Genomic DNA, 21,784 nt, shown 5'->3' with positions numbered 1-21,784 from the left:
AGTTTTACGGCTCACGGCTCACGGCTCACGGCTCACGGCTCACGGCTCACGGCTCACGGCTCACGGCTCACGGCTCACGGCTCACAACGTAAAAAAAAAGCCCCGCAATATGCAAGGCTTTTTAATCAAAGAATTTGTAAAAACAACCAATATAACCCTGCCGACAAACACATCGTAATTGGCAAAGTAAGTACCCATGCAGATAAAATACTACGGATTGTCGACCATTGTAAGCCTGACTTATTAGCAACCATTGTTCCTGCTACAGCACTGTTTAATACATGCGTTGTACTTACAGGCATACCAAAACCATCGGCTGCTGCAATCGTGCTCATGGCAACAAGTTCTGCAGACATACCCTGACCATAGTTCATATGGTCTTTACCAATACGCTCGCCCACTGTTACTACAATACGTTTCCAACCCACCATTGTGCCTAAACCTAATGCCAATGCCACAGCAACTTTTACCCAAGTTGGAATATACTGTAAAAACCCATCTAAACTTTTTTGATAGCTTTGTACAGCTTTAGCCTGTGTTTCATCCCATTTAGGCAATGCATCTGCTTTCTTTAAGCCTTTAAATGTGGCTGTACTTAAATACATTTCATTACGGATATCTGTAATTTCTTTTTCTGGAATGTCTTTAAGTGTTTGGTAAGGTTGAAGCTCTTGCCCCAAATGTGCCGTCATGGTTGCAAGTGCAGGGACAACATCATTATTAATTTGACGGTTTTGGATATAACGTGTCAGCACTTCACGCGCTTTTACGTTATCCATATGATTTGGCGTTACGGAAATAACTTGTGCAGTTTCTGCCGATAATTTTTTAAATGCATTTAGCTCATTGTCATCTAAACTTTTATTAAGCGAATATGCAAGTGGTACTAAGCCAATCAAGATAAGCATAATCAAGCCCATACCTTTTTGACCATCGTTTGAACCATGTGCAAAGCTTACACCTGTACAGGTAAAAATAAGCAATGCACGGATCATTGGCGGTGGTGGTTTAGTCCCTTCAGGTGGCTGAAAAAGCTCTAAACGCTTTTTAAATACTGTTTTTACCAATAAAAAAACAACTGCTGCAAATGCAAAACCAATTAAAGGTGAGAATAAAAGTGCTTTACCCACTTTCATGACTTGATCCATATCAATACCGCTTGTACCTGTACCAGCAGCCGTATTTAATAGATGGTTCATAATCCCCACACCCAAAATTGAACCAATGAGTGTATGAGAGCTTGATGCAGGAATACCTAAGAACCACGTTCCCAAATTCCAAATAATAGCTGCAATGAGTAAAGCAAATACCATTGCAAACCCTGCACCACTACTCACATTCATAATTAGTTCAACAGGTAGCAATGCAATAATGCCGTAAGCCACTGCACCGCTTGCAAGCATGACCCCTAAAAAGTTACAAAAGCCTGCCCACATCACTGCAACAGGTGCGGGTAATGCATTGGTATAAATCACAGTTGCCACAGCATTTGCTGTATCGTGAAAACCATTAACAAACTCAAAACCTAACGCAATAAAAAGCGCAGTAGAAAGTAAAATAACAGAATATAAATTTAACGGTGGAACATGGGCTAAATCTGCATTAACTTGAAAACCAATGTAGATTAAAGTTGCCACAATCACCGTCAAAAACACCGGCATAAAAAATTTTGGTGTTGGTACATGCACATTTGCTGACGGGTCAGTATGTGATGTTTCTCGTGCTGGGGGAATCTGTGAATTCATGCAGTCGGGAAAAAGAGACAAATAAGTCCCTTTATTGTTCATTTAAATTATGACAATTATATGACATTCTGTTTTATAGCAAAATCAAAATTTACTTTTTTGACTTAAATTGCACCATTGATTGGTTATTTGCACTGTTTTAGGGCATTTATACTCATTTTAATTGGGTTATTTTTATACAATTACAAATTAACATGACATTTTTATGACGTTAACGAATAAAAGCTCCTCCTGCCAAACAACGCTTGTCTTGAATATTTTTTGGTAAATCTTCAACCTGTACCACTAAAATTTTAGTTGGCTCATCCCCAACCGTACCCGACAGATGCCCTAATTTTCTATTGGTATTTTTAGCATTAATATCATATCCAAAGGATAATGTTCCTGCAGGTAACTCGACACGATGTCCATCCATTGATTCTATATACCAATTGCCTGATAACGTTGTGGTCCATTGTGGTTTCGGGCTTTTGTGCCATGTTCCTGTCCAATGTCTTGGCATAATATTAAAAACATAACGGGTCGTTTTCATATCATGATTAGAAACCCACTCAGGGTCGCCTTTTACACTAAAATTTTGTAAAGTTAAATCGTCTAGTTTACAAAAAGATTGATGAGAAATACCCTGCTCATCAGACCACAAACTCCAATAACCAATTTCTTGATCTGCAACATTTGCATAACTTTGAGTGGCTATACACGATAACAAAAGTAATTTTTTTAGCATTTTTATTCTCTAAGATGACCTTCTAAATACAATACGCCATAACCTGAGATTTCAACACGTTTTTGATCAATAATCCTACAAAATAATTCTCCACCACGTTTAGAAGCTTGATAAGCATGAATCACTGTTTTATTCAATTTATTTGCCCAAAATGGGACAAGAACCGTATGAATTGAACCTGTAACAGGATCTTCTTGAATTCCAATAGCGGGGGCAAAATAACGTGAGTAGCAGTCGTAATCTGCATCACCTGCTGTCGTAATTACAAAATCACGATGTGTTTTTGTACCAAAAGCTTTGAGTTGGGTAAAATCAGGTTGTTCTGCTTGTAGGTCTTCTTTTGTTAAATACTCAACCACATATGCCTGTTCACTCAAATAAACTTGTTTAAAAGGTTGTTTAAATGCCTGTGCAATTTCAGGTGGTGTTTCAATTGGCTCAAAAGAAGCTGATGGAAAATTCATATTAATTTTGCCATCAACTTCTTGGGTCACAAAAAATTGACCTAAATTTTTAACATCAAATATAATTTGATTTATGCCAGTTTTGAATAATATAAAGGCACTTGCAAGCATGGCATGCCCACAAAAATCAACTTCATGCGTTGGGCTAAACCAACGAATTTGGTAACGATCTACTGTAATTTTTTTTAAAAAAGCCGTTTCGAGCAATTTGTTGCATCAAGTGGGCATCTAACCATTCATCTAAAATAATCACTGCCGCAGGGTTACCTTTAAATCGTGTTTGGGTAAATGCATCCACTTGATAAATTTTCATGACTTTAACTCTGCCTCATCGTTTTGGTTAAGTACATATAAATCTGTTTGTTTCATTAATTGACTAGTTGCCATACCTGCTGTCATTGAACCATTCACATTTAATGCAGTACGCCCCATATCAATAAGCGGTTCAATTGAAATAAGCAATGCGACTAAAGTGACAGGTAAACCTAAAATAGGTAAGACAATCAGTGCAGCAAAAGTTGCGCCACCACCGACACCTGCAACCCCTACAGAGCTGATGGTCACCACAGCAGCAAGTGTGAGCATCCATGTTGGGTCTAATGGGTTGATGCCTTGTGTAGGTGCAACCATTACCGCCAACATAGCAGGATAAAGACCCGCACAGCCATTTTGCCCAATCGTTGTGCCAAACGATGCAGCAAACGATGCGATTGATTCAGGGACACCCAAACGACGTGTTTGTGCTTCTATACTTAGTGGAATAGTGGCTGCACTTGAACGGCTTGTAAACGCAAATGCTAAAACAGGCATTACCTTTTTAAAAAAACGTAACGGCGATACTTTAACGCCCATAAGCACCAGTGCATGCACCGCAAACATAATTGCAAGCCCTAAATAAGATGCCACTAAAAAGCCACCAAGTTTGAAAATATCTGCTAAATTTGAACTTGCTACCATCTTAGTCATTAAGGCAAAAACACCATACGGCGTTAATGTCATAATTAAACGCACTAATTTCATTACCCAAGACTGTGCCGTATCAATGGCTTCTAATACTGCTTGTCCTTTTTTAGGATGGTCTTTAACTAAATTAAGTGCAGCAATACCCAAAAGAGTTGCAAAAATAACCACACTAATAATAGAAGTTGGATTTGCCCCTGTTAGCTCTGCAAATGGGTTAGTGGGTACAAAAGAAAGTAAAAACTGTGGCACACTTAAATCTGCCACCTTACCCACATAAGACCCTTGAATAGCTGCTAAACGTGCAGTTTCGGCACTACCTTGCACTAATCCTTCTGCGGTTAAACCAAATGATGTGGTGACAAATACACCTACCAAAGCAGAAATAAACGTGGTAATCAATAACACACCGATGCTCAAGACACTCATTTTACCTAGTGATGTCGTGGCATTATGTAATTTACTCACCGCACTTAAAATGGAAACCAATACCAACGGCATAACCACCATTTGTAATAGCTTAATATAACCACTGCCTACCACGTTAAACCATGTGAGTGAGTCTTTAAGTACGGTGCTTTCAGCACCATAGATCAGGTGCAGTACTAAACCAAACAGTACGCCCAAAATTAAACCGCTAAATACTTTCTTAGATAAACTCCAATTCGTGTTGCGTGTTTTTGCTAACAATAGCAAAAGCATCACAAACACAATTATGTTTATGATCATCATGACAAATACCCTATATGCTTTATAATGTGATAAGTAACATTTATTGATAAAGAAATAAAACGATGAGATTTTAGACTAAAAATATTTCTTTAATTATTATAACCAGTTAGCTTGTTTTATTTAGTTTTATGCTAAACATAGCAATTATTATTATAAAAAAAAGCCCCAAATTTGGGGCTTTTTCTTTTACATGTGCTTAATAATGGCATCGCCAAATTCAGAACAACGTAATAATTGAGCACCTTCCATTAAACGCTCAAAATCATATGTTACTGTTTTAGCAGAAATGGCACCTGAAACACCTTTGATAATTAAATCAGCTGCTTCTGTCCAACCCATATCACGTAACATCATCTCGGCAGATAAAATTACAGAACCTGGATTTACTTTATCCTGACCTGCGTATTTTGGTGCTGTACCATGTGTTGCTTCATAAACTGAAATACCGCTACCTAAGTTTGCACCCGGTGCAATCCCAATACCACCCACCTGAGCAGCAAGTGCATCAGATACATAGTCACCATTTAGGTTAAGCGTTGCAATGACTGAATAATCAGCCGGACGCATCAAGATTTGTTGTAAGAACGCATCTGCAATGACATCTTTAATAATGATGTCGTTACCATTTTTTGGATTTTTAATCTTAACCCATGGACCACCATCAAGAAGCTCACCACCAAATTCATTTTGTGCAAGCTCATAGCCCCACTCTTTAAATGCACCTTCGGTAAACTTCATGATGTTACCTTTATGGACTAATGTCACAGAAGGTTTATCATTATCAATTGCAAATTGAATTGCTTTACGTACAAGACGTTGTGTGCCTTCTTTAGAAACAGGTTTTACACCAATACCACAATCTTCAGAGAAACGAATTTTTTTAACGCCCATTTCTTCTTGTAAGAATTTAATGACTTTTTTAGCTTCGTCAGAGCCTGCTTTCCATTCAATCCCTGCATAGATATCTTCTGAATTTTCACGGAAGATGACCATGTCTGTTTGTTCTGGGTGTTTCACAGGTGAAGGAACACCTTCAAACCAACGTACAGGACGTACACATACATATAAATCAAGTTCTTGACGTAATGCAACGTTTAACGAACGCATACCACCGCCTACTGGCGTTGTCAGTGGTCCTTTAATTGAAACTACATATTCACGTAATACGTCAAAAGTTTCTTGCGGCATATAGCTACCATAGATAGAATTTGCCTTTTCACCACAGTATACTTCCATCCATTCAATCGAACGTTGTTCACCGTATGCTTTTTGTACTGCTGCATCTACCACTGCTTTCATCGCAGGCGTAATATCAACACCAATCCCATCCCCTTCAATAAATGGAATAATGGGGTTATTGGGTACATTTAATGATAAATCTGCATTTACGGTAATTTTTTCGCCTTGGTTTGGCACAACGATCTTTTCATAACCCATTACAAGGTTCTCCCTTTTTATGATTTTGGCGACACACTGTCTAAGTCCATCTTAATAGAAAACTGCCGAATCTGAAATTTAAATCCGAAATGTTCTATATTTTATATATGAATGTTTCTTCACGCATAAGTGAGCATAGCATGAAAATTATTGCGCTGAATAAGCCTCTTAACGTTTTATCACAGTTCAGACAAGATGGTGAGCATCAAACGCTTGCCGATTTTATTACAGACCCAACTTTACGTGTATCAGGGCGTTTAGACCGTGATTCTGAAGGTTTACTCCTTTTAACTGATCATGGTGGGATTAACAACACCATCACGAGCCCTAAAAAGAAGCAATATAAAGTTTATCTTGCACAAGTAGAGGGCGATGTAACACAAAGTGCCATTGATGCGCTAGAAAAGGGCGTAGAATTAAACGATGGTTTAACGCTACCTGCTAAAGTTAAAAAAGTAGAACAACCTGAGTGGCTTTGGGAACGTAACCCGCCTATTCGCTACCGTGCCAACATTCCAACGACATGGCTTGAAATCCAAATTATGGAAGGGCGTAACCGCCAAGTACGCCGTATGACCGCTAAAGTTGGCTTTCCAACATTACGTTTGGTGCGTATCCAAATTGGGTCAATTAAGCTTGAAAATTTAGGCTTAGAAGTAGGCGATCAACGTGAAATTGAACCTTTACTACACGATGAGTTCCGTGCAGTACTTAATGAACCTGAAAAACCAACACGCGAACGTTTTAACAAAAAACCTGTTTCAACATCATCACGCGATACCAAAAAAACCAATAAAAACAAAAAGCGTGACAAAGTACGTGCTGAAATTTTTAAATCAGATGTGAAATCACCGCGCCGTATTACCAATGGGACAACACGACCAAATACCAAAAGTCGTGGTCGTCGCCCTCGTTAATCTTGGTACATTTCTTGCATTTTGAGTCTCGATTGAAACAATAAGAATGTAGGAACATGATGATTATTCGACATGCAGAAGAACGGGATTTAAACAGTATCTGTGAATTGGCAAAAAAAGGAGGTACAGGACTGACCTCTTTGCCATGTAATGAAGATATTTTGCGTGATCGAATAACAAGAATGCGCCAAACATTAGATGGCACAGCAAGCCGTGACCAGCAAGGCTATTTATTTGTTTTGGAAGATACCACAACCCAAAAAGTGGTTGGGTTAAGTGCATTAGAAGTGGCTGTGGGTCTAAATGAGCCATGGTACAACTTCCATGTAGGACAACAAGTGCATGCATCTAAAACCTTAGGCGTACACAAATCTTTTCCTACTTTATTTTTAAGTAACGACCACACAGGTTATAGCGAACTGTGTACGTTATTTTTAGATCCCGATTATCGCCACAGTAAAAATGGCAAATTTTTATCTAAAATCCGTTTTTTGTTTATTAGTGCCTTTAAAGACTTATTTTCAGACAAATTGGTTGCCGAGATGCGTGGCTTTTCAGACGAAAATGGCGAATCTCCATTTTGGAGTGCATTAGGGCAACAGTTTTTTAATACCAACTTTTCGCATGCCGACTATTTAAGCGGTACGGTATCAAAAGCCTTTATTGCCGAGCTGATGCCACGCCACCCTATTTATGTTGACCTATTACCGCAAAGTGCCAAAGACGTGATTGGCAAAACCCATCCACATACCCAACCTGCGGCACGCTTATTAGAATCTGAAGGCTTACGTTTTCAAGGTTATATTGATATTTTTGATGCAGGACCAACGCTTCAAACCGATATACAAGACCTACGTGCTGTAAAAGACAGTCAAATCCTCAATACTGTACTCAACGATACACCTGTAGAAGAACAGTTTTACTTAGTCAGTAATGATGACTACTTAAACTATCGTGGTATTTTAGCCAAAACAACAATCAGCGATAATTCAATTGAACTGACACAAGCTCAACTTGATAAATTGCAATTACAACAAGGACAAGCGGTACGTATTTTACCTTTAGAGGCATAAGGAATATGCAGAGAAACAAACTTCATGTGACACGTATTCGTGGTGATCTTTTAGGGGGTCATACTTACACCCCTATTGAACAAGAAGATAAATTAGAACGCTCATTAACCAATCGGCATATTCAGCTGATTGCCATTGGTGGTGCGATTGGTACAGGTTTATTTTTAGGTTCGGGTAAAAATCTTGCCATTTCAGGTACGTCTATTATTTTAACGTACATGATTATTGGCTTCTTTTTATTTTTTATTATGCGTGCCATGGGAGAGTTATTACTTTCCAACACCAATTATAAATCATTTGCAGATTTTGCAACAGACTATCTTGGACCTTGGGCAGGTTACTTTTTAGGTTGGTCATATTGGTTTAATTGGATCACCAGCATTATTGCTGATGTTGTGGTCATTGGTGGTTATTTTCAGTTTTGGTTTCCGCATCTCCCCGTTTGGATTCCTGCATTTTCGTCCTTAATATTACTTGGGTTTTTAAATCTATTTACCGTTAAAATTTTTGGTGAGCTTGAATTTTGGTTTGCACTCATCAAAGTGATTGCCATTGCTCTATTTTTAATTATTGGTATTTATTTGGTGTCTACGGCGTTTGTTTCGCCTAATGGTGTCACAGCTTCGTTATCACACTTAACTGAGCGTGAGTCTTTTTTACCGCACGGCATTGGTGGTTTTGTTGCAGGGTTTCAAATTGCTGTATTTGCTTTTGCAGGTATTGAGCTTGTAGGGACTACGGCTGCAGAAACAAAAGACCCTGAAAAAACACTACCCAAAGCAATTAATACCATTCCACTGCGTATTTTATTGTTTTATGTAGGGTCACTCATTTGTATTGTGACAATTATGTCTTGGAGTAAAATTTCACCTTCGCAAAGCCCTTTTGTAGAGGTCTTTACATTAATTGGCTTACCTGCTGCGGCAAGTATTGTTAATTTTGTGGTAGCAACCTCAGCCATGTCTTCTGCCAATAGCGGGATTTTTTCAACAAGCCGTATGTTGTATGGTCTAGCGGTTGAAAAAGACGCCTCGCCTAAATTTAAAAAACTGTCTAAAGGCAAAGTACCTGTTAATAGCTTATTGTTTTCGCTTGGTATTGTGGTACTTGGCACATCGTTATTATTTGTTATTCCAAACGTGATGACCGTATTTACAATTTTGGCAGCATTTACTTCTATTTTGATGGTCTTTACTTTTGGAATGATTTTATCGTCTTACTTAGTGTATCGCCGTAAACGCCCCGACCTACACCAAAATTCAATTTATAAAATGCCATTTGGTATTGCGATGAGTTGGATTTGCTTGGCTTTTTTAAGTTTTGTGGTAATAGTGTGTGCCTTCGATGAAGACACACTGGTTGCACTATTATGTTCACCCATTTGGTTTATTGGCTTATTGATTACCTATAAACGCCGTGTACGTAAAGATGAAGAACGTGCATGGATTCTAAAGCATGGAAAACGCATCGATTTATAACAACCATTCCTTTAGTTTTTGCTCATCATGCGGTGTTAATTTTACCGTATGCTGAGCTTGTGCATCTGCTTGTACGCTAAATTTTAATAGCTCATCACGGCGGAATGCTAAAATTTCAACCTCTTGTGTGGTATTCAAACGTTTCTGGGTTGCTTTAAGTCCATCAATGGCAATAATCACATCATGTGCAGAAATGCCTGCTTTTGCCCCTGTACCATCACGCCACGCTTGCTGAACCAATACACCTTCTGGTTTTTCTACCGTTTTTAACCCAAATGGACGGCTTTCTTGCGTCTGTATTTCAAACTTTAAGCCAAAATTAGGTAACAGCTCTGCAAGCGGTAACTCATCTGTGGTATGAATTAAATGATTTAACCGCTCTGTCCAATCTTGCCCTGTTAGTTCTTTACATAAGGCTAAAATTAAGCGTTCTGTTACTTGGATGTTTTGCTGTGCAGACTCATATAATCTACGTACCAACGCATCTAAACTTGAACCATAGGTACGCAAGCCTAAATCTAAACACAATGCTACTAATGCACCTTTGTTATAGTAACTTGTGCCTGCATTACTTGTATTTTCATCAGGTCGATAAAATTTAATCCATGTATCAAAACTAGACTCGGCAACCGACTGAACATGACGCCCTGCATTTTGCAAATAACGGTCAATCTGTGCTTTAAGTAGTTTTAAATACGATTCCTGTGAAATCACACCGCTACGCAACAAAATTAAATCATCATAATAAGAGGTAAAGCCTTCAAACACCCATAACAACGAGGTATAGCTTTCTTGATGCAAATTGTACGTTGCATAATTTTCGGGGCGAATAAACTTGACCAACCAAGAATGAAAATATTCATGGCTACACAAGCCTAAAAAGCGTTGATACCCTTCTGACGGTTCTTGCGGTTCATCGGTTTTAGGTAGATCATCGCGTGGAGTAATTAAACTGGTACTGTTTGGATGCTCAAGCCCACCGTAACTATTGCCTGTTGCAATAGTCATAAAGGTATAATCCTTAAACGGTGCAGAACCAAACATCGCAATTTCAGTTTCACAGATTTTTTTGAGGTCTGTTTTTAAACGCTCAAGATTTGTATTGTGCTTACCCGATACCACAAAACGGTGGTTAATCCCTTTTGCATCAAAATCAAAACAGGTTTGCTCAGCAAGTTCAAATGGACTATCAATGAGTGCCATATAATTTTGGGCTTTTAACGTATAACGCCCTTTTACTGCACTTTTAGAAGGTAACCCTGTTGCCAAGGTAAAATGTTGTACGGCTTTAGGTAAAAATAACTCAACTTCGCACGGCGCATCTTCTTGGTCTTGTAAACCTAAACATGCACACGCAGGATTTACATAAAAACGTGTTTGGTCTACATAAGACCCACGTACAGACAAATCATATGCATACACATCGTATTCAACGGTAATCAGCTCATGATCTGTATTAAAAAGTTGCCACTTATTTTTTTCAAATTTACTGATGGTGAGTGGGCGTCCTGCCTCATCATATGCTTTGACCGCTTCAATATGCTTTGCAAATTCACGAATTAAATAACTGCCCGGAATCCAAGTGGGTAACCATAAAACCTGTGTTGGATTTGCCATAAAACGCACGGTTACGTGCATCAGGTGTTGTTGATAATCGTCAAACTCAATTTGATAGTGCAACATCAGTCGGAATTCTCATTCTAATAACACTTTAGCTTAGCATTTTTTTACTCTAATATGCTTGCCTGTACCGCTTTGCTGATTCAGTAGAGCATCTTTTTGTTTTGTGTAAGGCTGCCTGTTTTGAAATGTTTCTTTTTTGTCGTTGCAAGCTTATGTGCAACGGTTGCAAATGCTTCTATTTTAAATATCGAACCTCATTCTGTAGAAGCTGCGGCTTGGACAATTTACGATCCACAATCAGGGCAAACCATTGCAGAATACAACAGCCACGCACAACGTGCCCCTGCCTCTTTAACTAAAATGATGGTGGCATACATCACCTTAAAAGAAATTAAAGCAGGACACCTCAAAACATCCGATATTTTGACCGCAACTAATGTCGTTAAAATGGTACAACCCGACGAATCTCAAATGTTTTTAAAAGAAGGTCAGGCAATTTCTGTTGATCAGCTTTTGGCAGGGTTGGTCGTAATGTCAGCCAACGATGCAGCGGTAACATTGGCAGAAAAAATTGGGGGTAATGTCCCCCATTTTGTTGAGATGATGAATCAAGAAGCCAAAGCACTGGGTATGACAGATACACACTTTACCAATCCTGCGGGCATTACGATGGATGGACACTATTCATCTGCGTCGGATTTAGCAAAACTAGGGAACACTTTAATTCAGAATTATCCCGAATACTTAGGCTATTCAAAACAACAAAGCTATACATTTAATAATCATCAACACCATGCAACCAACTTACTATTAAAACAAGATGCAACCGTTGATGGACTAAAAACAGGTTTTACAGCTGCAGCAGGTTATAATTTAGCACTAACTGCATTACGCCCAAGTGCTAATCCTGATTTACCACAAAGACGCTTAATTGTGGTTGTGATGGGAACAAAAAGTGCTGTTAAACGTGCAGAAGTTGCTTATGAACTGATGAATATGGCATACAACTACACACGTGATGAGGTTGCAATTAAAGCTAATCAACCAATTGCACTTTTACCTGTACTTACAGGCAAACAAGAGAATTTTAAACTTATCTCACCTCAAGCCAAAGTCATGACCACATCGCTATATAATCAAATTGCACCCATTGATATGCGTCAGTTTAACAACAGTTCAGGGCAACTACCGATTGCACCGCTTACACAAAGCCAAACTCGCTTAAACATCACGTTATTAAAGCAAAATTTAACTGCGCCACTTAATCAAAACATGCAACTTGCTCAAGTCAAAGTGACACAAAATGACCAAGTCATTGATGAGTTTCCAATAGCAACCCACGTACAAATTGAACAAGCCAATATTTTCGAACGTCTATTGACATGGATTTGTTCATTTTTTACCAAAAAAACTGCCGAAGCTGTTGTTTATCCAATCAATTAATACCTAAGTCTCATGTAACTGCCTAAAAAAAATGGCATATTAAATCTTTCGCTTTTTATATAGGCAAATTACATGAGTAACGCGTTACATCGTATTGTAATTGTGGGTGGCGGTGCTGGTGGGTTAGAGCTTGCCACACAGCTAGGCAACACATTAGGCAAACACAAAAAAGCGCAGATTACCCTTGTTGATCGTGCTCTCTCCCATATTTGGAAACCTCTTCTTCACGAAATTGCAGCAGGAACACTTAACCCGCATGCAGAAGAAACCAATTACTTTGCACATGCCAAAAAACATCATTATCAATTTGTGCTTGGTAATTTTGAAAGTTTAGATCGCAATGCAAAAACCATTGCCATTCGCTCTCCTCAACTTTCCGAAAAATACTACCACGACCACGTTGCAACGCTTGAATACGATACGCTTGTGATGGCAATTGGCTCACGCTGTAATGACTTTGGTACACAAGGTGTGCGTGATAACTGCTACTTTTTAGATAACCGTGAACAAGCAGAAGTATTCCAACAAGATTTGTTCCATTTATATTTAGATGCGCAAAATTCTAGCCATATGGATGCACTCAATATTGCAGTGATTGGTGCAGGCGCAACAGGGGTTGAACTTGCAGCAGAACTTATTGATGCAAAAGAAAACTTTCATCAATATGGTTTAAACCGTATTAATCCTGAATTGGTAAAAATCACAGTGATCGAAGCATCACCACGTATTCTACCTGCCTTGTCCGAATCTATTTCGGCACAAACACAAAAAACCCTTGAGCAAATGGGAATTACGGTTTTAACCCATCATAAAGTTAATTGTGTAGATGAAAAAAGTATCCATTTTGCAGATGGCACCTCTATTGCATCAGACTTAACCGTGTGGGCAGCAGGCGTAAAAGCCCCTGCTGTTTTAGAACAGTTAGAAGGGTTTGAGCGTGACCGTATTAACCGCTTAAAAGTCTATGCAACATTACAAACCCTTACCGATCCTAATATTTTTGCGATTGGCGATTGTGCACATTGCCAACCTGAAGCCAAACAACCACCTTTAGGACCACGTGCACAAGTAGCAAGCCAACAAGCCACGTTTTTAGCCAATGCTCTCCCTATTCGTTTACGTGGCGGACAACTGCCCATGTTTAACTTTACAGATAAAGGTTCTTTAGTGTCGTTAAGTCAGAAAAAAGCGATTGGCGAAATTTTAGGACAAGTCAAAGTCCATGGATTACTTGCCCGTTCAATGTATGCGTCATTGTATCGCATCCATCAGGCACATATTCATGGCTATACCCAAGCAGGCTTACTTGCCACTAAAGATTTTGTGACAAGAAAAGTGGGTCCAAAGATTAAACTTTACTAGGTGTACAATATTTAACCACCAAAACATTGAAATTGTTTTGGTACACCCCATGTACTTTTAAACATACACCAAAATAGGTATATAACATGACTGCTATTGCAAATAACCACGTAGTTAAATTTCACTACACGCTAACAAATGCAGAAGGTGAAACGCTTGACCAATCTCAAGAAGGTCAACCACTTGCATATTTGCAAGGTGCAGGCAACATTATTCCTGGTTTAGAAAAACAACTTCTTGGTAAAAAAGTAGGTGATAAGTTCACTGTAACTGTACCTGCTGCTGAAGGTTATGGCGAATACAACGCTGACCTTGTACAAGAAGTACCTAAGCAAATGTTCCAAGGTGTAGAAAACATCGAAGCAGGCATGCAATTCCAAGCACAAACAGATGACGGTGTACAAATCGTTACTGTTAAAGCGGTTGAAGGCGACAACGTACTTGTTGATGCTAACTTCCCACTTGCTGGTCAAGATTTAACATTTGATGTTGAAATCACAGAAGTACGTGATGCAACAGAAGAAGAATTAGAGCACGGTCACGTACACGGTGCTGGTGGTCATCACCACTAATTCCAAAGAGGGTAAGGTTTAGGCCTTACCCTTTTTTTATTATAATAAAAAAAATTAGGGATTTAACATGACCCAACTCATGTGGTTTCGCCAAGACCTCCGTATTCAAGACAATTCCGCTTTATGGCATGCAACGCAAGCAGGTCAATGTATTGCATTTGTGGCACTTTCTCCTAAACAATGGCAACAGCATAATGATGCACCTATCAAAATTGACTTTTATTTACGTCAACTTGAAAGTTTAAAAGACTCACTTGCACAAAAAAATATTCCGCTTATCATTAAAAAAATTGATGAATGGCAAGACATTCCACACTACTTAGAACAACTCACTAAAGAATTAGATATTGAGCATATTTATGCCAATGCAGAATTGGGTATTCACGAACAACAGCGTGACCAAGCAGTTAAAAACCTAAAACTGTTTCAAGACAGAACCTTGTTCCCTGTTAAAAGTATCCGTAATAAATCTAACGAACCTTACAAAGTATTTACCCCATTTAAAAAAGCATGTTACGAACGCCTGCATCACGATGTGCCAAGTTGCTATCCAAGCATAGAAAAGCAAGCAAAAATAGACTGTCATATTCAGTCGGATGCGCTTGATCAAAAAGATTATCAGCACAAGCAAGCCCATTGGAATGTCACCGAAGAACATGCCCACCAACTTTTAAATACATTTATTCAAGATGATGTCAAAGACTACAACAAAGAACGTGATTTTCCTGCATATGCAGGTACAAGTCAGCTTTCGGCGTATTTGAATATTGGTATTTTGTCTGCTCGTCAATGTTTAAATGCGTTGTTTGCACCTTATGATGGGCAAATGCACTTCAAACATGATGGCGAGCAAACTTGGTTAGATGAGCTATTGTGGCGTGAATTTTATCAACATGTTTTATATGATTTTCCTAAAGTGTCTAAACATCTTCCATTTAAAGATGAAACCAAAAAACTAAAATGGGAAAATAACGAAAAAGACTTTAAAGCATGGTCAGAAGGTCAAACAGGCATCCCGATTGTAGATGCAGGCATGCGTCAACTCTTGAGTACAGGTTGGATGCATAACCGTGTACGCATGATCTGTGCGATGTTTTTAACTAAAAACTTATTAGTAGATTGGCGTAAAGGCGAACAGTTTTTTATGCAACATCTTATTGATGGTGATTTAGCTGCCAATAATGGTGGATGGCAATGGTCTGCCTCTACAGGGACAGACTCAGTGCCTTACTTTAGAATTTTTAATCCCATCACACAATCGGAGCGTTTTGATCCGAAAGGTGACTATATTAAAAAATGGATTCCTGAGCTTAAACAACTTGATGAAAAACAAATTCATGATCCATATTCTAAAAATGCCAATGCGCATTTAGATTACCCTAAACCAATATGCGACCTTAAAAAGACCCGCCAACGTGCGCTTGAAGCATTTAAAAGTCTTTAGTTTTCTCTTTTAAAAATGAGTTCTTTACCGTTGGTGCTATCAAAATAGTAACCTTCGGTATTGAAGTCTTTAAGTTGTTCTACCGTATTTAATTTATTTTCAACAATAAAGCGTGTCATAAAACCACGAGCTTTTTTAGCATAAAAGCTAATCGTTTTATACTCATCCCCTTTACGGTCTAAAAATACAGGCTGTACAATTTCAGCATTAATTTTTTTCTCATTCACTGCTTTATAATACTCATTAGATGCCAAGTTCACTAAAATTTGGCTGTCTGTTTGCTTTAAATCTTGATTAATTAAATCTGTAATTTGATCGCCCCAAAAACTATATAAATTAGTTCCTATATGATTGTTTAACTTAGTACCCATCTCTAAACGATAAGGCATCATTAAATCTAAAGGTCTAAGAAGTCCATATAAACCCGACAACATACGCACATGCTGTTGTGCAAACTCTATGTTTTGTAAGCTGTAAGCGTCTAAACCTGTATATACATCGCCTTTAAAAGCAAATAACGCTTGGCGTGCATTTGAAAAATCAAATTCAGGTGTCCAATCTTGAAAACGTGCCACGTTTAACTGTGCAATTTTTTCACTTACACTCATTAAACTTGCAACTTGTGTTACAGAAAGCTGACGACAAACTTCAATCAATTGCTCAGATTGCTCTAGCAAACGGGGCTGAGTGTATTGGTCTGTTGGTAATGCTGATGTGTAATCTAGTGTTTTTGCAGGTGAAATTAAAGCTAACATTACAAACCTTATTCATTTTCTAATCATATCACTATATCAGTCTGTAATTTTTAACGCCAATTTGTGTTTTTAATGATAGTTATCGGTAAAATATAGGTTCTGTTTTTTAAAAATTACGTAAAATATGTCAAATACAATATTTCTCAATGGACCTGTCGGAAAGATTGAAGTTGTCGTAGATGTACCTCAAGATAAGCCAAAAGGATTTGCCATTGTTTGTCATCCACATCCTTTACAAGGCGGTACACCTCATCATAAGGTACCTGCACTGTTAGCGACTATTTTAGCAGAACGTGGTTGCGTGGTTTATCGTCCCTTCTTTCGTGGTGCTGGACAAAGTGAAGGCATACATAACGAAGGTTTTGGCGAAACTGATGATATTTTAGCTGTCATTGAATACGCACGTAGCCAACATCCAGACCTACCGTTTTATGCAGCAGGCTTTAGTTTTGGTGCACATGTTATGGCAAAAGCATATGATGCACTTACAGACCGTCCATTACAAATGGTGCTTTGTGGTTTACCTACCGCAACCGTACAAGGCTTACGCCATTATGTAACACCAGATCTAAAAGGCGATATTTTACTGATTCATGGTGAAGCAGATGAAGTGACGTTACTGTCTGATGCAATTAAATGGGCACAACCACAAAAACATGCCATTACTGTTTTTCCAGGGGCAAATCACTTTTTTACAGGTTATCTCAAGCAAATGCGCGTGACAATTTCACGCTTTTTTACCATGTAAAACCTTGGCTCAAGATTTTTCTTGAGCCTTTTATTTAAATTTTACAGTGACTTTTTTCTTTCCTAAAACATATAAAGTTATTTTTTCTTGAAGACGATATGTTTCATTTTTTATTTTCGTCCACAATGTCTTTTTTGTGCTTTGTTTAGGCTGGTAGTTTTTACGTTCTCTTCTTTGAGCCTCTAATGCACTTGGAAAGTTCTCATGATTGTGCATTAAGATATGATCTTGAATGCAAACCGCAGGTAATATTTGTGATACTTCCAAGCGTTGCTCTTGTACAAAATAATTAAAGATAAAATGATCAATCGGTATTAATTTTTCGGCTTTTCTGATCTGTTCCAAAATAATTAAAGCACCTGCTTGCGATACTATATAACCACCACAACCTAAGTGTTTAGAACATAAACGATGTAAAGCATGATGACCCATATAAGATTGGGCTGCTTTTTTAACGATAACTTTAGGGTAAAACGCCTCTAATTTTACAATATGGTATTGCTGAAATCCATGCTCTAAGACTTGCTTAATGTCTTTACTTAAATGGATATCGTCTTCAAAAATACAAATATAGTCTAAATTTTCATCAACACATTTTTGAATAAGAATTAAGTGGCTTAATAAACAGGCAATTTCTGCGGGTCTTAACTCTGTTGGAACTTTTGAAAGTTGTAGTTTTTCTAATTGTTCATGGATTTGAGAACAATCAATTGCATCAAAAAAATCAAACTCTACATTTTTCTGCGTAAATTCACGCACAATATGTGAACGTCTTTGCTTCTCATTAATCAAACTGATCACAAATTTTTTCATAAAAAATAAAACAAATAAACTTGTTCATAGTTTAACTTGAATTTAAAAAGCCGAACGTAATGTTCGGCTTCTTTGTGTTAATTTACTGTTTGAATGGTTAATCCTGCTTCGTTTGCAAGTTGTGTAAACGTTGGAAAGCTCGTTGCAACCGTTTCTGTACCACAAATTGTAATGGCTTCACTTGCACGTAAACCTGCAATACTAAAGCTCATTGCAATACGGTGATCATGATGCGACTCAATTTCTGCACCTTTAAAAATTGGTGACCAATCGCCTGCTTTACCCTTGCCTTCAATCACAATACCATCTGCTGTTGGTGTGCAATCAATACCCATGGCTTGTAAACCATCTGCCATCACTTGAATACGGTCTGATTCTTTAACACGTAATTCTGCCGCACCTGTCAACACAGTTTGTCCTTCAGCACATGATGCTGCTACAAATAATGCAGGGAACTCATCAATCGCTAAAGGTACTTGATCTTCAGGAATATGAATTCCTTTTAATGTACGTGTACCACGAATACGGATATCTGCAATCGGCTCTCCGCCTGCAATACGTTCGTTTAGTACCTGAATATCCGCACCCATTTGTTTTAAAATTTCAATTACACCTGTACGTGTTGGGTTAATCCCTACCGCTTCAAGCGTCACATCAGAATTTTCACAAATGGCAGCACCTACCATAAAGAATGCTGATGATGAAATATCAGATGGTACTTGAATATTAGTACCTACTAGTTTGCCACCGCCCACAAGGCTAATTTTATTGCCTTCAGTTTTTACATCATAACCAAAGGCACGTAACATACGCTCTGTATGATCACGCGTTGGCTCAGGCTCTACCACAGAGGTTGTACCTGCCGCCCACAAACCTGCCAATAACACACCCGACTTTACTTGAGCCGATGCCATTGGTAGCTCGTAATCAATGCCTTGTAATGGCTGGTTGCCTGTAATACTGACAGGTGGTGTACCTTTTTCCCCTGTTGTTTGAATTTGAGCATTCATCGCACGAAGTGGTTTTGCAATACGTTCCATTGGGCGTTTAGACAACGACGCATCACCTGTCATTACAGAATCAAATTTTTGTGCCGCTAAAATGCCCGAAAGCAAACGCATACTGGTACCTGAGTTACCCATGTATAGCTCTTTTGTTGGTGCTTTTAAGCCGTGCATGCCCACACCATGAATGGTCACTTCGCCATTGTGCGGACCTTCAATTTCTACACCCATATCTTTAAATGCTTGTAGTGTTGCCAAAGCATCTTCGCCTTCTAAAAAGCCTGTTACGTGGGTTGTGCCTTCTGCCAATGCACCAAACATAATAGAACGATGTGACACAGATTTATCACCCGGTACAGTAAATGTTCCTTCAAAACGGTGTTGTTGTGGCAGGATGGTAAATTTTTGAGTCACCTTGTTTTTCTCCATAACAGGTTTTTTAGCAAGCATATAATTAAAATGTTGACGTGCTGCTTGAGCATGTCCAAGAAGCCCCATCAATGCCTGAGAATCTTCATTTTCAATCAGTTGACGAATTTTAGCGAGTTGTGTTTCAAACCCATCTACCGCATTTAAAATAGCATCTTTATTTCCAAAAAAGATATCGTGCCACATACGTGGGTCAGATGCTGCAATTCTTGAAAAATCTCTAAAACCACCTGCAGCGTAACGGAAAATATCAAGGTTATCTTCACGATTTGCAAGCTGTTCTACCAAATTAAAAGCCATTAAATGCGGTAAATGACTAGTATGAGCAAGCACTTCATCATGCTTTTTAACATCCATACAAATCACTTCAGCTTGCGCAGCTTGCCAAAGGGCAATCAGCTTTTGTACCGCCCAATCTGAACTTGTGGGTAGAGGTGTCAAAATCACTTTATGATGTGCAAATAAATCAACTTTACCTGCATGCACACCTGTATGTTCTGCCCCTGCAATAGGATGCCCTGGTACAAAACCACTGGGCAAAGTACCAAAAACACGCTCGGCTGCAGCAACCACATTGCCTTTGGTACTGCCAACATCGGTAATAATCGTACGTTCACCCAAATATGGTTTAATTTGTGCAAGTACCTTTTCGGTAGCTTGTACAGGTAATGCAAGTATGACTAAATCGGCATCTTTTACCGCATCTACAGGGTTAGAAAACCCTTTAGAAATGAGTCTAAGTGCCACCGCATCATCAAGTGTTTTTTGTGAACGTGTAGATGCCACCACATTTTTTGCTAAGTGATTGACATGAATAACGCGAGCCAAACTTGAACCAATGAGCCCAAGCCCAATAAATGCGACCTTTTCAAACATTACAACACCGCCACAGGGTATGAACCAAGTACACGAAGTTCTTTGACCATTGGGCGAATTTCTTCAATGGCAGCAGCTACATTTTCTTGATCAATATGCCCTTCTAAATCAATAAAAAAGACATAAGACCATTTTTCTGGTAATGCAGGGCGAGTTTCTATACTCGTTAAACTAATTTTGTGTTTTGAAAAAGGTTCTAAAATTTCGAGCAATGCGCCTGCACGGTTATGCGCAGAAATTAAAAGTGAGGTTTTATCATTACCACTTGCAGGAATTTTTTCACGCCCAATCACTAAAAAGCGAGTGGTATTTTCAGGATTATCTTCAATATTGCTGTGTAAAATTTCTAGACCATACGTCGTTGCTGCAATATCAGATGCAATCGCTGCCGAATGCCACTCATTACGAATACGGCGTGCGGCTTCTGCATTAGACGTTAATGGTACACGCTCCACCCCTGGATAATGTAAATCAAGCCATTGACGGCATTGTGCTAATGCTTGTTGATGCGCATAAATTTGTTTAATACTGTCTTTACGCGTATTTTCAGACACTAAGAATTGATGATGAATACGTAATTCAACTTCACCAATCACATTAAGATGTGATGCTTTAAAACAATCTAATGTATGGTTGACAACCCCTTCAGATGAATTCTCAACAGGAACAACACCATAATGTGCACTCCCTGCTTCTACTTCACGGAAGATTTCATCAATGGTTGTGAGTGGACGTACCACAGCATCTTGCCCAAAATGTTTAAGTGCCGCAGCTTGAGTAAAGGTGCCCTCAGGACCTAAAAATGCGATGCTTTGCGGTGCTTCAAGTGCCAAACAAGCCGACATAATCTCACGAAATAAGCGTGCAACGGTTGCATCAGATAATGGACCTTCGTTACGTGCCATCACTTTGCGTAATACTTGTGCTTCTCGTTCAGGGCGATAAAACAAAGGATCTTCTTCTGTTGCAAATTTTGCTTTTGCTACAGCTTCAGCCAAACGTGCACGGCGATTGATAAGATCTTGGATTTGTTGATCCACACTATCAATATCTGAACGGATTTGATCTAAATTTAAAGAAGTCGTTTGATGATCATCATGGATCATGTTGATTTCGCCCTATACATAACGGATTTTAAGTATAACCATTATTCAAGATATAATCGTATTATTCAAATGAGAA

General features: G+C 38.6%; 17 protein-coding genes and 1 pseudogene. 8 read left to right on the top strand and 10 right to left on the bottom strand.

All coding sequences use genetic code 11. The features are described from left to right. Nucleotides 1–125 precede the first annotated feature (125 nt). The 5 genes and pseudogenes from PCI70_RS00610 to icd all read right to left on the bottom strand — a co-directional run bounded on the left by PCI70_RS00610 (nt 126) and on the right by icd (nt 6,065). Nucleotides 126–1,745, bottom strand: a complete 1,620-nt coding sequence (locus tag PCI70_RS00610; protein ID WP_269913419.1) for an inorganic phosphate transporter — start codon at nt 1,743–1,745, stop codon at nt 126–128. A 211-nt stretch (nt 1,746–1,956) separates the two neighbouring features. After that, nucleotides 1,957–2,472, bottom strand: a complete 516-nt coding sequence (locus PCI70_RS00605) for a hypothetical protein (RefSeq protein WP_269913418.1) — start codon at nt 2,470–2,472, stop codon at nt 1,957–1,959. Nucleotides 2,473–2,474: 2 nt separating this feature from the next. Beyond that, a pseudogene (locus PCI70_RS00600) lies at nt 2,475–3,249 on the bottom strand (PhzF family phenazine biosynthesis protein). Beyond that, nucleotides 3,246–4,628 (bottom strand): L-cystine transporter, encoded by a 1,383-nt coding sequence (locus tag PCI70_RS00595; RefSeq protein ID WP_269913417.1) that lies wholly within the window; start codon nt 4,626–4,628, stop codon nt 3,246–3,248. Before PCI70_RS00595 ends, PCI70_RS00600 begins: the two are co-directional and overlap by 4 nt. 186 nt (nt 4,629–4,814) lie before the next feature. After that, a complete protein-coding gene (gene icd / locus PCI70_RS00590) occupies nt 4,815–6,065 on the bottom strand; it encodes an NADP-dependent isocitrate dehydrogenase (protein ID WP_269913416.1) in 1,251 nt (416 codons plus the stop codon). A gap of 140 nt (nt 6,066–6,205) precedes the next feature. Between icd and PCI70_RS00585 the strand changes: the two genes are divergently transcribed. Genes PCI70_RS00585 through PCI70_RS00575 form a run of 3 tightly spaced genes read left to right on the top strand, consistent with a single transcriptional unit; the run spans nt 6,206 to nt 9,533 of the window. Further along, nucleotides 6,206–6,982 carry a pseudouridine synthase gene (locus tag PCI70_RS00585; RefSeq protein ID WP_269913415.1) on the top strand — a complete coding sequence of 259 codons (777 nt, stop codon included), beginning with the start codon at nt 6,206–6,208 and terminating at the stop codon, nt 6,980–6,982. 56 nt (nt 6,983–7,038) lie between these two features. Next, on the top strand, nt 7,039–8,055 hold the full coding sequence (gene astA, locus PCI70_RS00580; RefSeq protein ID WP_269913414.1) for an arginine N-succinyltransferase: 1,017 nt from the start codon (nt 7,039–7,041) through the stop codon (nt 8,053–8,055). A gap of 5 nt (nt 8,056–8,060) precedes the next feature. After that, nucleotides 8,061–9,533 (top strand): amino acid permease, encoded by a 1,473-nt coding sequence (locus tag PCI70_RS00575; RefSeq protein ID WP_269913413.1) that lies wholly within the window; start codon nt 8,061–8,063, stop codon nt 9,531–9,533. On the opposite strand, the gene PCI70_RS00570 is transcribed toward PCI70_RS00575, so the two are convergent. After that, nucleotides 9,528–11,216: a M61 family metallopeptidase gene (locus tag PCI70_RS00570; RefSeq protein ID WP_269913412.1), complete on the bottom strand. Its 1,689-nt coding sequence runs from the start codon at nt 11,214–11,216 to the stop codon at nt 9,528–9,530. The genes PCI70_RS00575 and PCI70_RS00570 overlap by 6 nt on opposite strands. Before the next feature lie 120 nt (nt 11,217–11,336). Between PCI70_RS00570 and PCI70_RS00565 the strand changes: the two genes are divergently transcribed. The 4 genes from PCI70_RS00565 to phrB all read left to right on the top strand — a co-directional run bounded on the left by PCI70_RS00565 (nt 11,337) and on the right by phrB (nt 15,977). After that, nucleotides 11,337–12,599, top strand: a complete 1,263-nt coding sequence (locus PCI70_RS00565) for a D-alanyl-D-alanine carboxypeptidase family protein (protein WP_269913411.1) — start codon at nt 11,337–11,339, stop codon at nt 12,597–12,599. 72 nt (nt 12,600–12,671) lie between these two features. Next, nucleotides 12,672–13,961 (top strand): NAD(P)/FAD-dependent oxidoreductase, encoded by a 1,290-nt coding sequence (locus PCI70_RS00560; RefSeq protein WP_269913410.1) that lies wholly within the window; start codon nt 12,672–12,674, stop codon nt 13,959–13,961. Nucleotides 13,962–14,047: 86 nt separating this feature from the next. Next, a complete protein-coding gene (locus PCI70_RS00555) occupies nt 14,048–14,533 on the top strand; it encodes an FKBP-type peptidyl-prolyl cis-trans isomerase (RefSeq protein ID WP_269913409.1) in 486 nt (161 codons plus the stop codon). A 67-nt stretch (nt 14,534–14,600) separates the two neighbouring features. Then, the gene (gene phrB / locus PCI70_RS00550; RefSeq protein ID WP_269913408.1) at nt 14,601–15,977 is read left to right on the top strand and encodes a deoxyribodipyrimidine photo-lyase; all 1,377 of its coding nucleotides are present in this window, start codon (nt 14,601–14,603) and stop codon (nt 15,975–15,977) included. Here phrB and yaaA read toward each other — a convergent pair. Beyond that, nucleotides 15,974–16,732: a peroxide stress protein YaaA gene (gene yaaA, locus PCI70_RS00545; protein ID WP_269913407.1), complete on the bottom strand. Its 759-nt coding sequence runs from the start codon at nt 16,730–16,732 to the stop codon at nt 15,974–15,976. The genes phrB and yaaA overlap by 4 nt on opposite strands. Before the next feature lie 124 nt (nt 16,733–16,856). Between yaaA and PCI70_RS00540 the strand changes: the two genes are divergently transcribed. Next, the gene (locus PCI70_RS00540) at nt 16,857–17,480 is read left to right on the top strand and encodes an alpha/beta hydrolase (RefSeq protein WP_269913406.1); all 624 of its coding nucleotides are present in this window, start codon (nt 16,857–16,859) and stop codon (nt 17,478–17,480) included. 30 nt (nt 17,481–17,510) lie between these two features. On the opposite strand, the gene PCI70_RS00535 is transcribed toward PCI70_RS00540, so the two are convergent. From PCI70_RS00535 to pheA, 3 genes are all read right to left on the bottom strand, one after another. Continuing rightward, nucleotides 17,511–18,293 (bottom strand): glycosyltransferase family 25 protein, encoded by a 783-nt coding sequence (locus PCI70_RS00535; RefSeq protein WP_269913405.1) that lies wholly within the window; start codon nt 18,291–18,293, stop codon nt 17,511–17,513. A gap of 77 nt (nt 18,294–18,370) precedes the next feature. Next, complete coding sequence (locus PCI70_RS00530) at nt 18,371–20,602, bottom strand: bifunctional prephenate dehydrogenase/3-phosphoshikimate 1-carboxyvinyltransferase (RefSeq protein WP_269913404.1); 2,232 nt, start codon at nt 20,600–20,602, stop codon at nt 18,371–18,373. Continuing rightward, on the bottom strand, nt 20,602–21,708 hold the full coding sequence (gene pheA, locus PCI70_RS00525; protein WP_269913403.1) for a prephenate dehydratase: 1,107 nt from the start codon (nt 21,706–21,708) through the stop codon (nt 20,602–20,604). The genes PCI70_RS00530 and pheA overlap by 1 nt, the downstream gene beginning before the upstream one ends. Nucleotides 21,709–21,784 lie beyond the last annotated feature (76 nt).

The sequence above is a fragment of the Acinetobacter sp. HY1485 genome, assembly GCF_027568475.1.
Lineage (GTDB): Bacteria > Pseudomonadota > Gammaproteobacteria > Pseudomonadales > Moraxellaceae > Acinetobacter.
Note: the sequence above shows the minus strand (reverse complement) of the source record. Positions and strands in the feature narration are given on the sequence as shown.

Excerpts from the sequence above, each read along its gene's own strand:
- PCI70_RS00575 (WP_269913413.1), top strand. The coding sequence starts at position 8,061 with ATGCAGAGAAACAAACTTCATGTGACACGTATTCGTGGTGATCTTTTA.
- PCI70_RS00585 (WP_269913415.1), top strand. The coding sequence starts at position 6,206 with ATGAAAATTATTGCGCTGAATAAGCCTCTTAACGTTTTATCACAGTTC.
- yaaA (WP_269913407.1), bottom strand. The coding sequence starts at position 16,732 with ATGTTAGCTTTAATTTCACCTGCAAAAACACTAGATTACACATCAGCA.
- PCI70_RS00540 (WP_269913406.1), top strand. The coding sequence starts at position 16,857 with ATGTCAAATACAATATTTCTCAATGGACCTGTCGGAAAGATTGAAGTT.
- icd (WP_269913416.1), bottom strand. The coding sequence starts at position 6,065 with ATGGGTTATGAAAAGATCGTTGTGCCAAACCAAGGCGAAAAAATTACC.
- PCI70_RS00535 (WP_269913405.1), bottom strand. The coding sequence starts at position 18,293 with ATGAAAAAATTTGTGATCAGTTTGATTAATGAGAAGCAAAGACGTTCA.
- PCI70_RS00610 (WP_269913419.1), bottom strand. The coding sequence starts at position 1,745 with ATGAATTCACAGATTCCCCCAGCACGAGAAACATCACATACTGACCCG.
- PCI70_RS00605 (WP_269913418.1), bottom strand. The coding sequence starts at position 2,472 with ATGCTAAAAAAATTACTTTTGTTATCGTGTATAGCCACTCAAAGTTAT.
- PCI70_RS00530 (WP_269913404.1), bottom strand. The coding sequence starts at position 20,602 with ATGTTTGAAAAGGTCGCATTTATTGGGCTTGGGCTCATTGGTTCAAGT.
- astA (WP_269913414.1), top strand. The coding sequence starts at position 7,039 with ATGATGATTATTCGACATGCAGAAGAACGGGATTTAAACAGTATCTGT.
- pheA (WP_269913403.1), bottom strand. The coding sequence starts at position 21,708 with ATGATCCATGATGATCATCAAACGACTTCTTTAAATTTAGATCAAATC.
- PCI70_RS00555 (WP_269913409.1), top strand. The coding sequence starts at position 14,048 with ATGACTGCTATTGCAAATAACCACGTAGTTAAATTTCACTACACGCTA.
- PCI70_RS00570 (WP_269913412.1), bottom strand. The coding sequence starts at position 11,216 with ATGTTGCACTATCAAATTGAGTTTGACGATTATCAACAACACCTGATG.
- PCI70_RS00560 (WP_269913410.1), top strand. The coding sequence starts at position 12,672 with ATGAGTAACGCGTTACATCGTATTGTAATTGTGGGTGGCGGTGCTGGT.
- PCI70_RS00595 (WP_269913417.1), bottom strand. The coding sequence starts at position 4,628 with ATGATGATCATAAACATAATTGTGTTTGTGATGCTTTTGCTATTGTTA.
- phrB (WP_269913408.1), top strand. The coding sequence starts at position 14,601 with ATGACCCAACTCATGTGGTTTCGCCAAGACCTCCGTATTCAAGACAAT.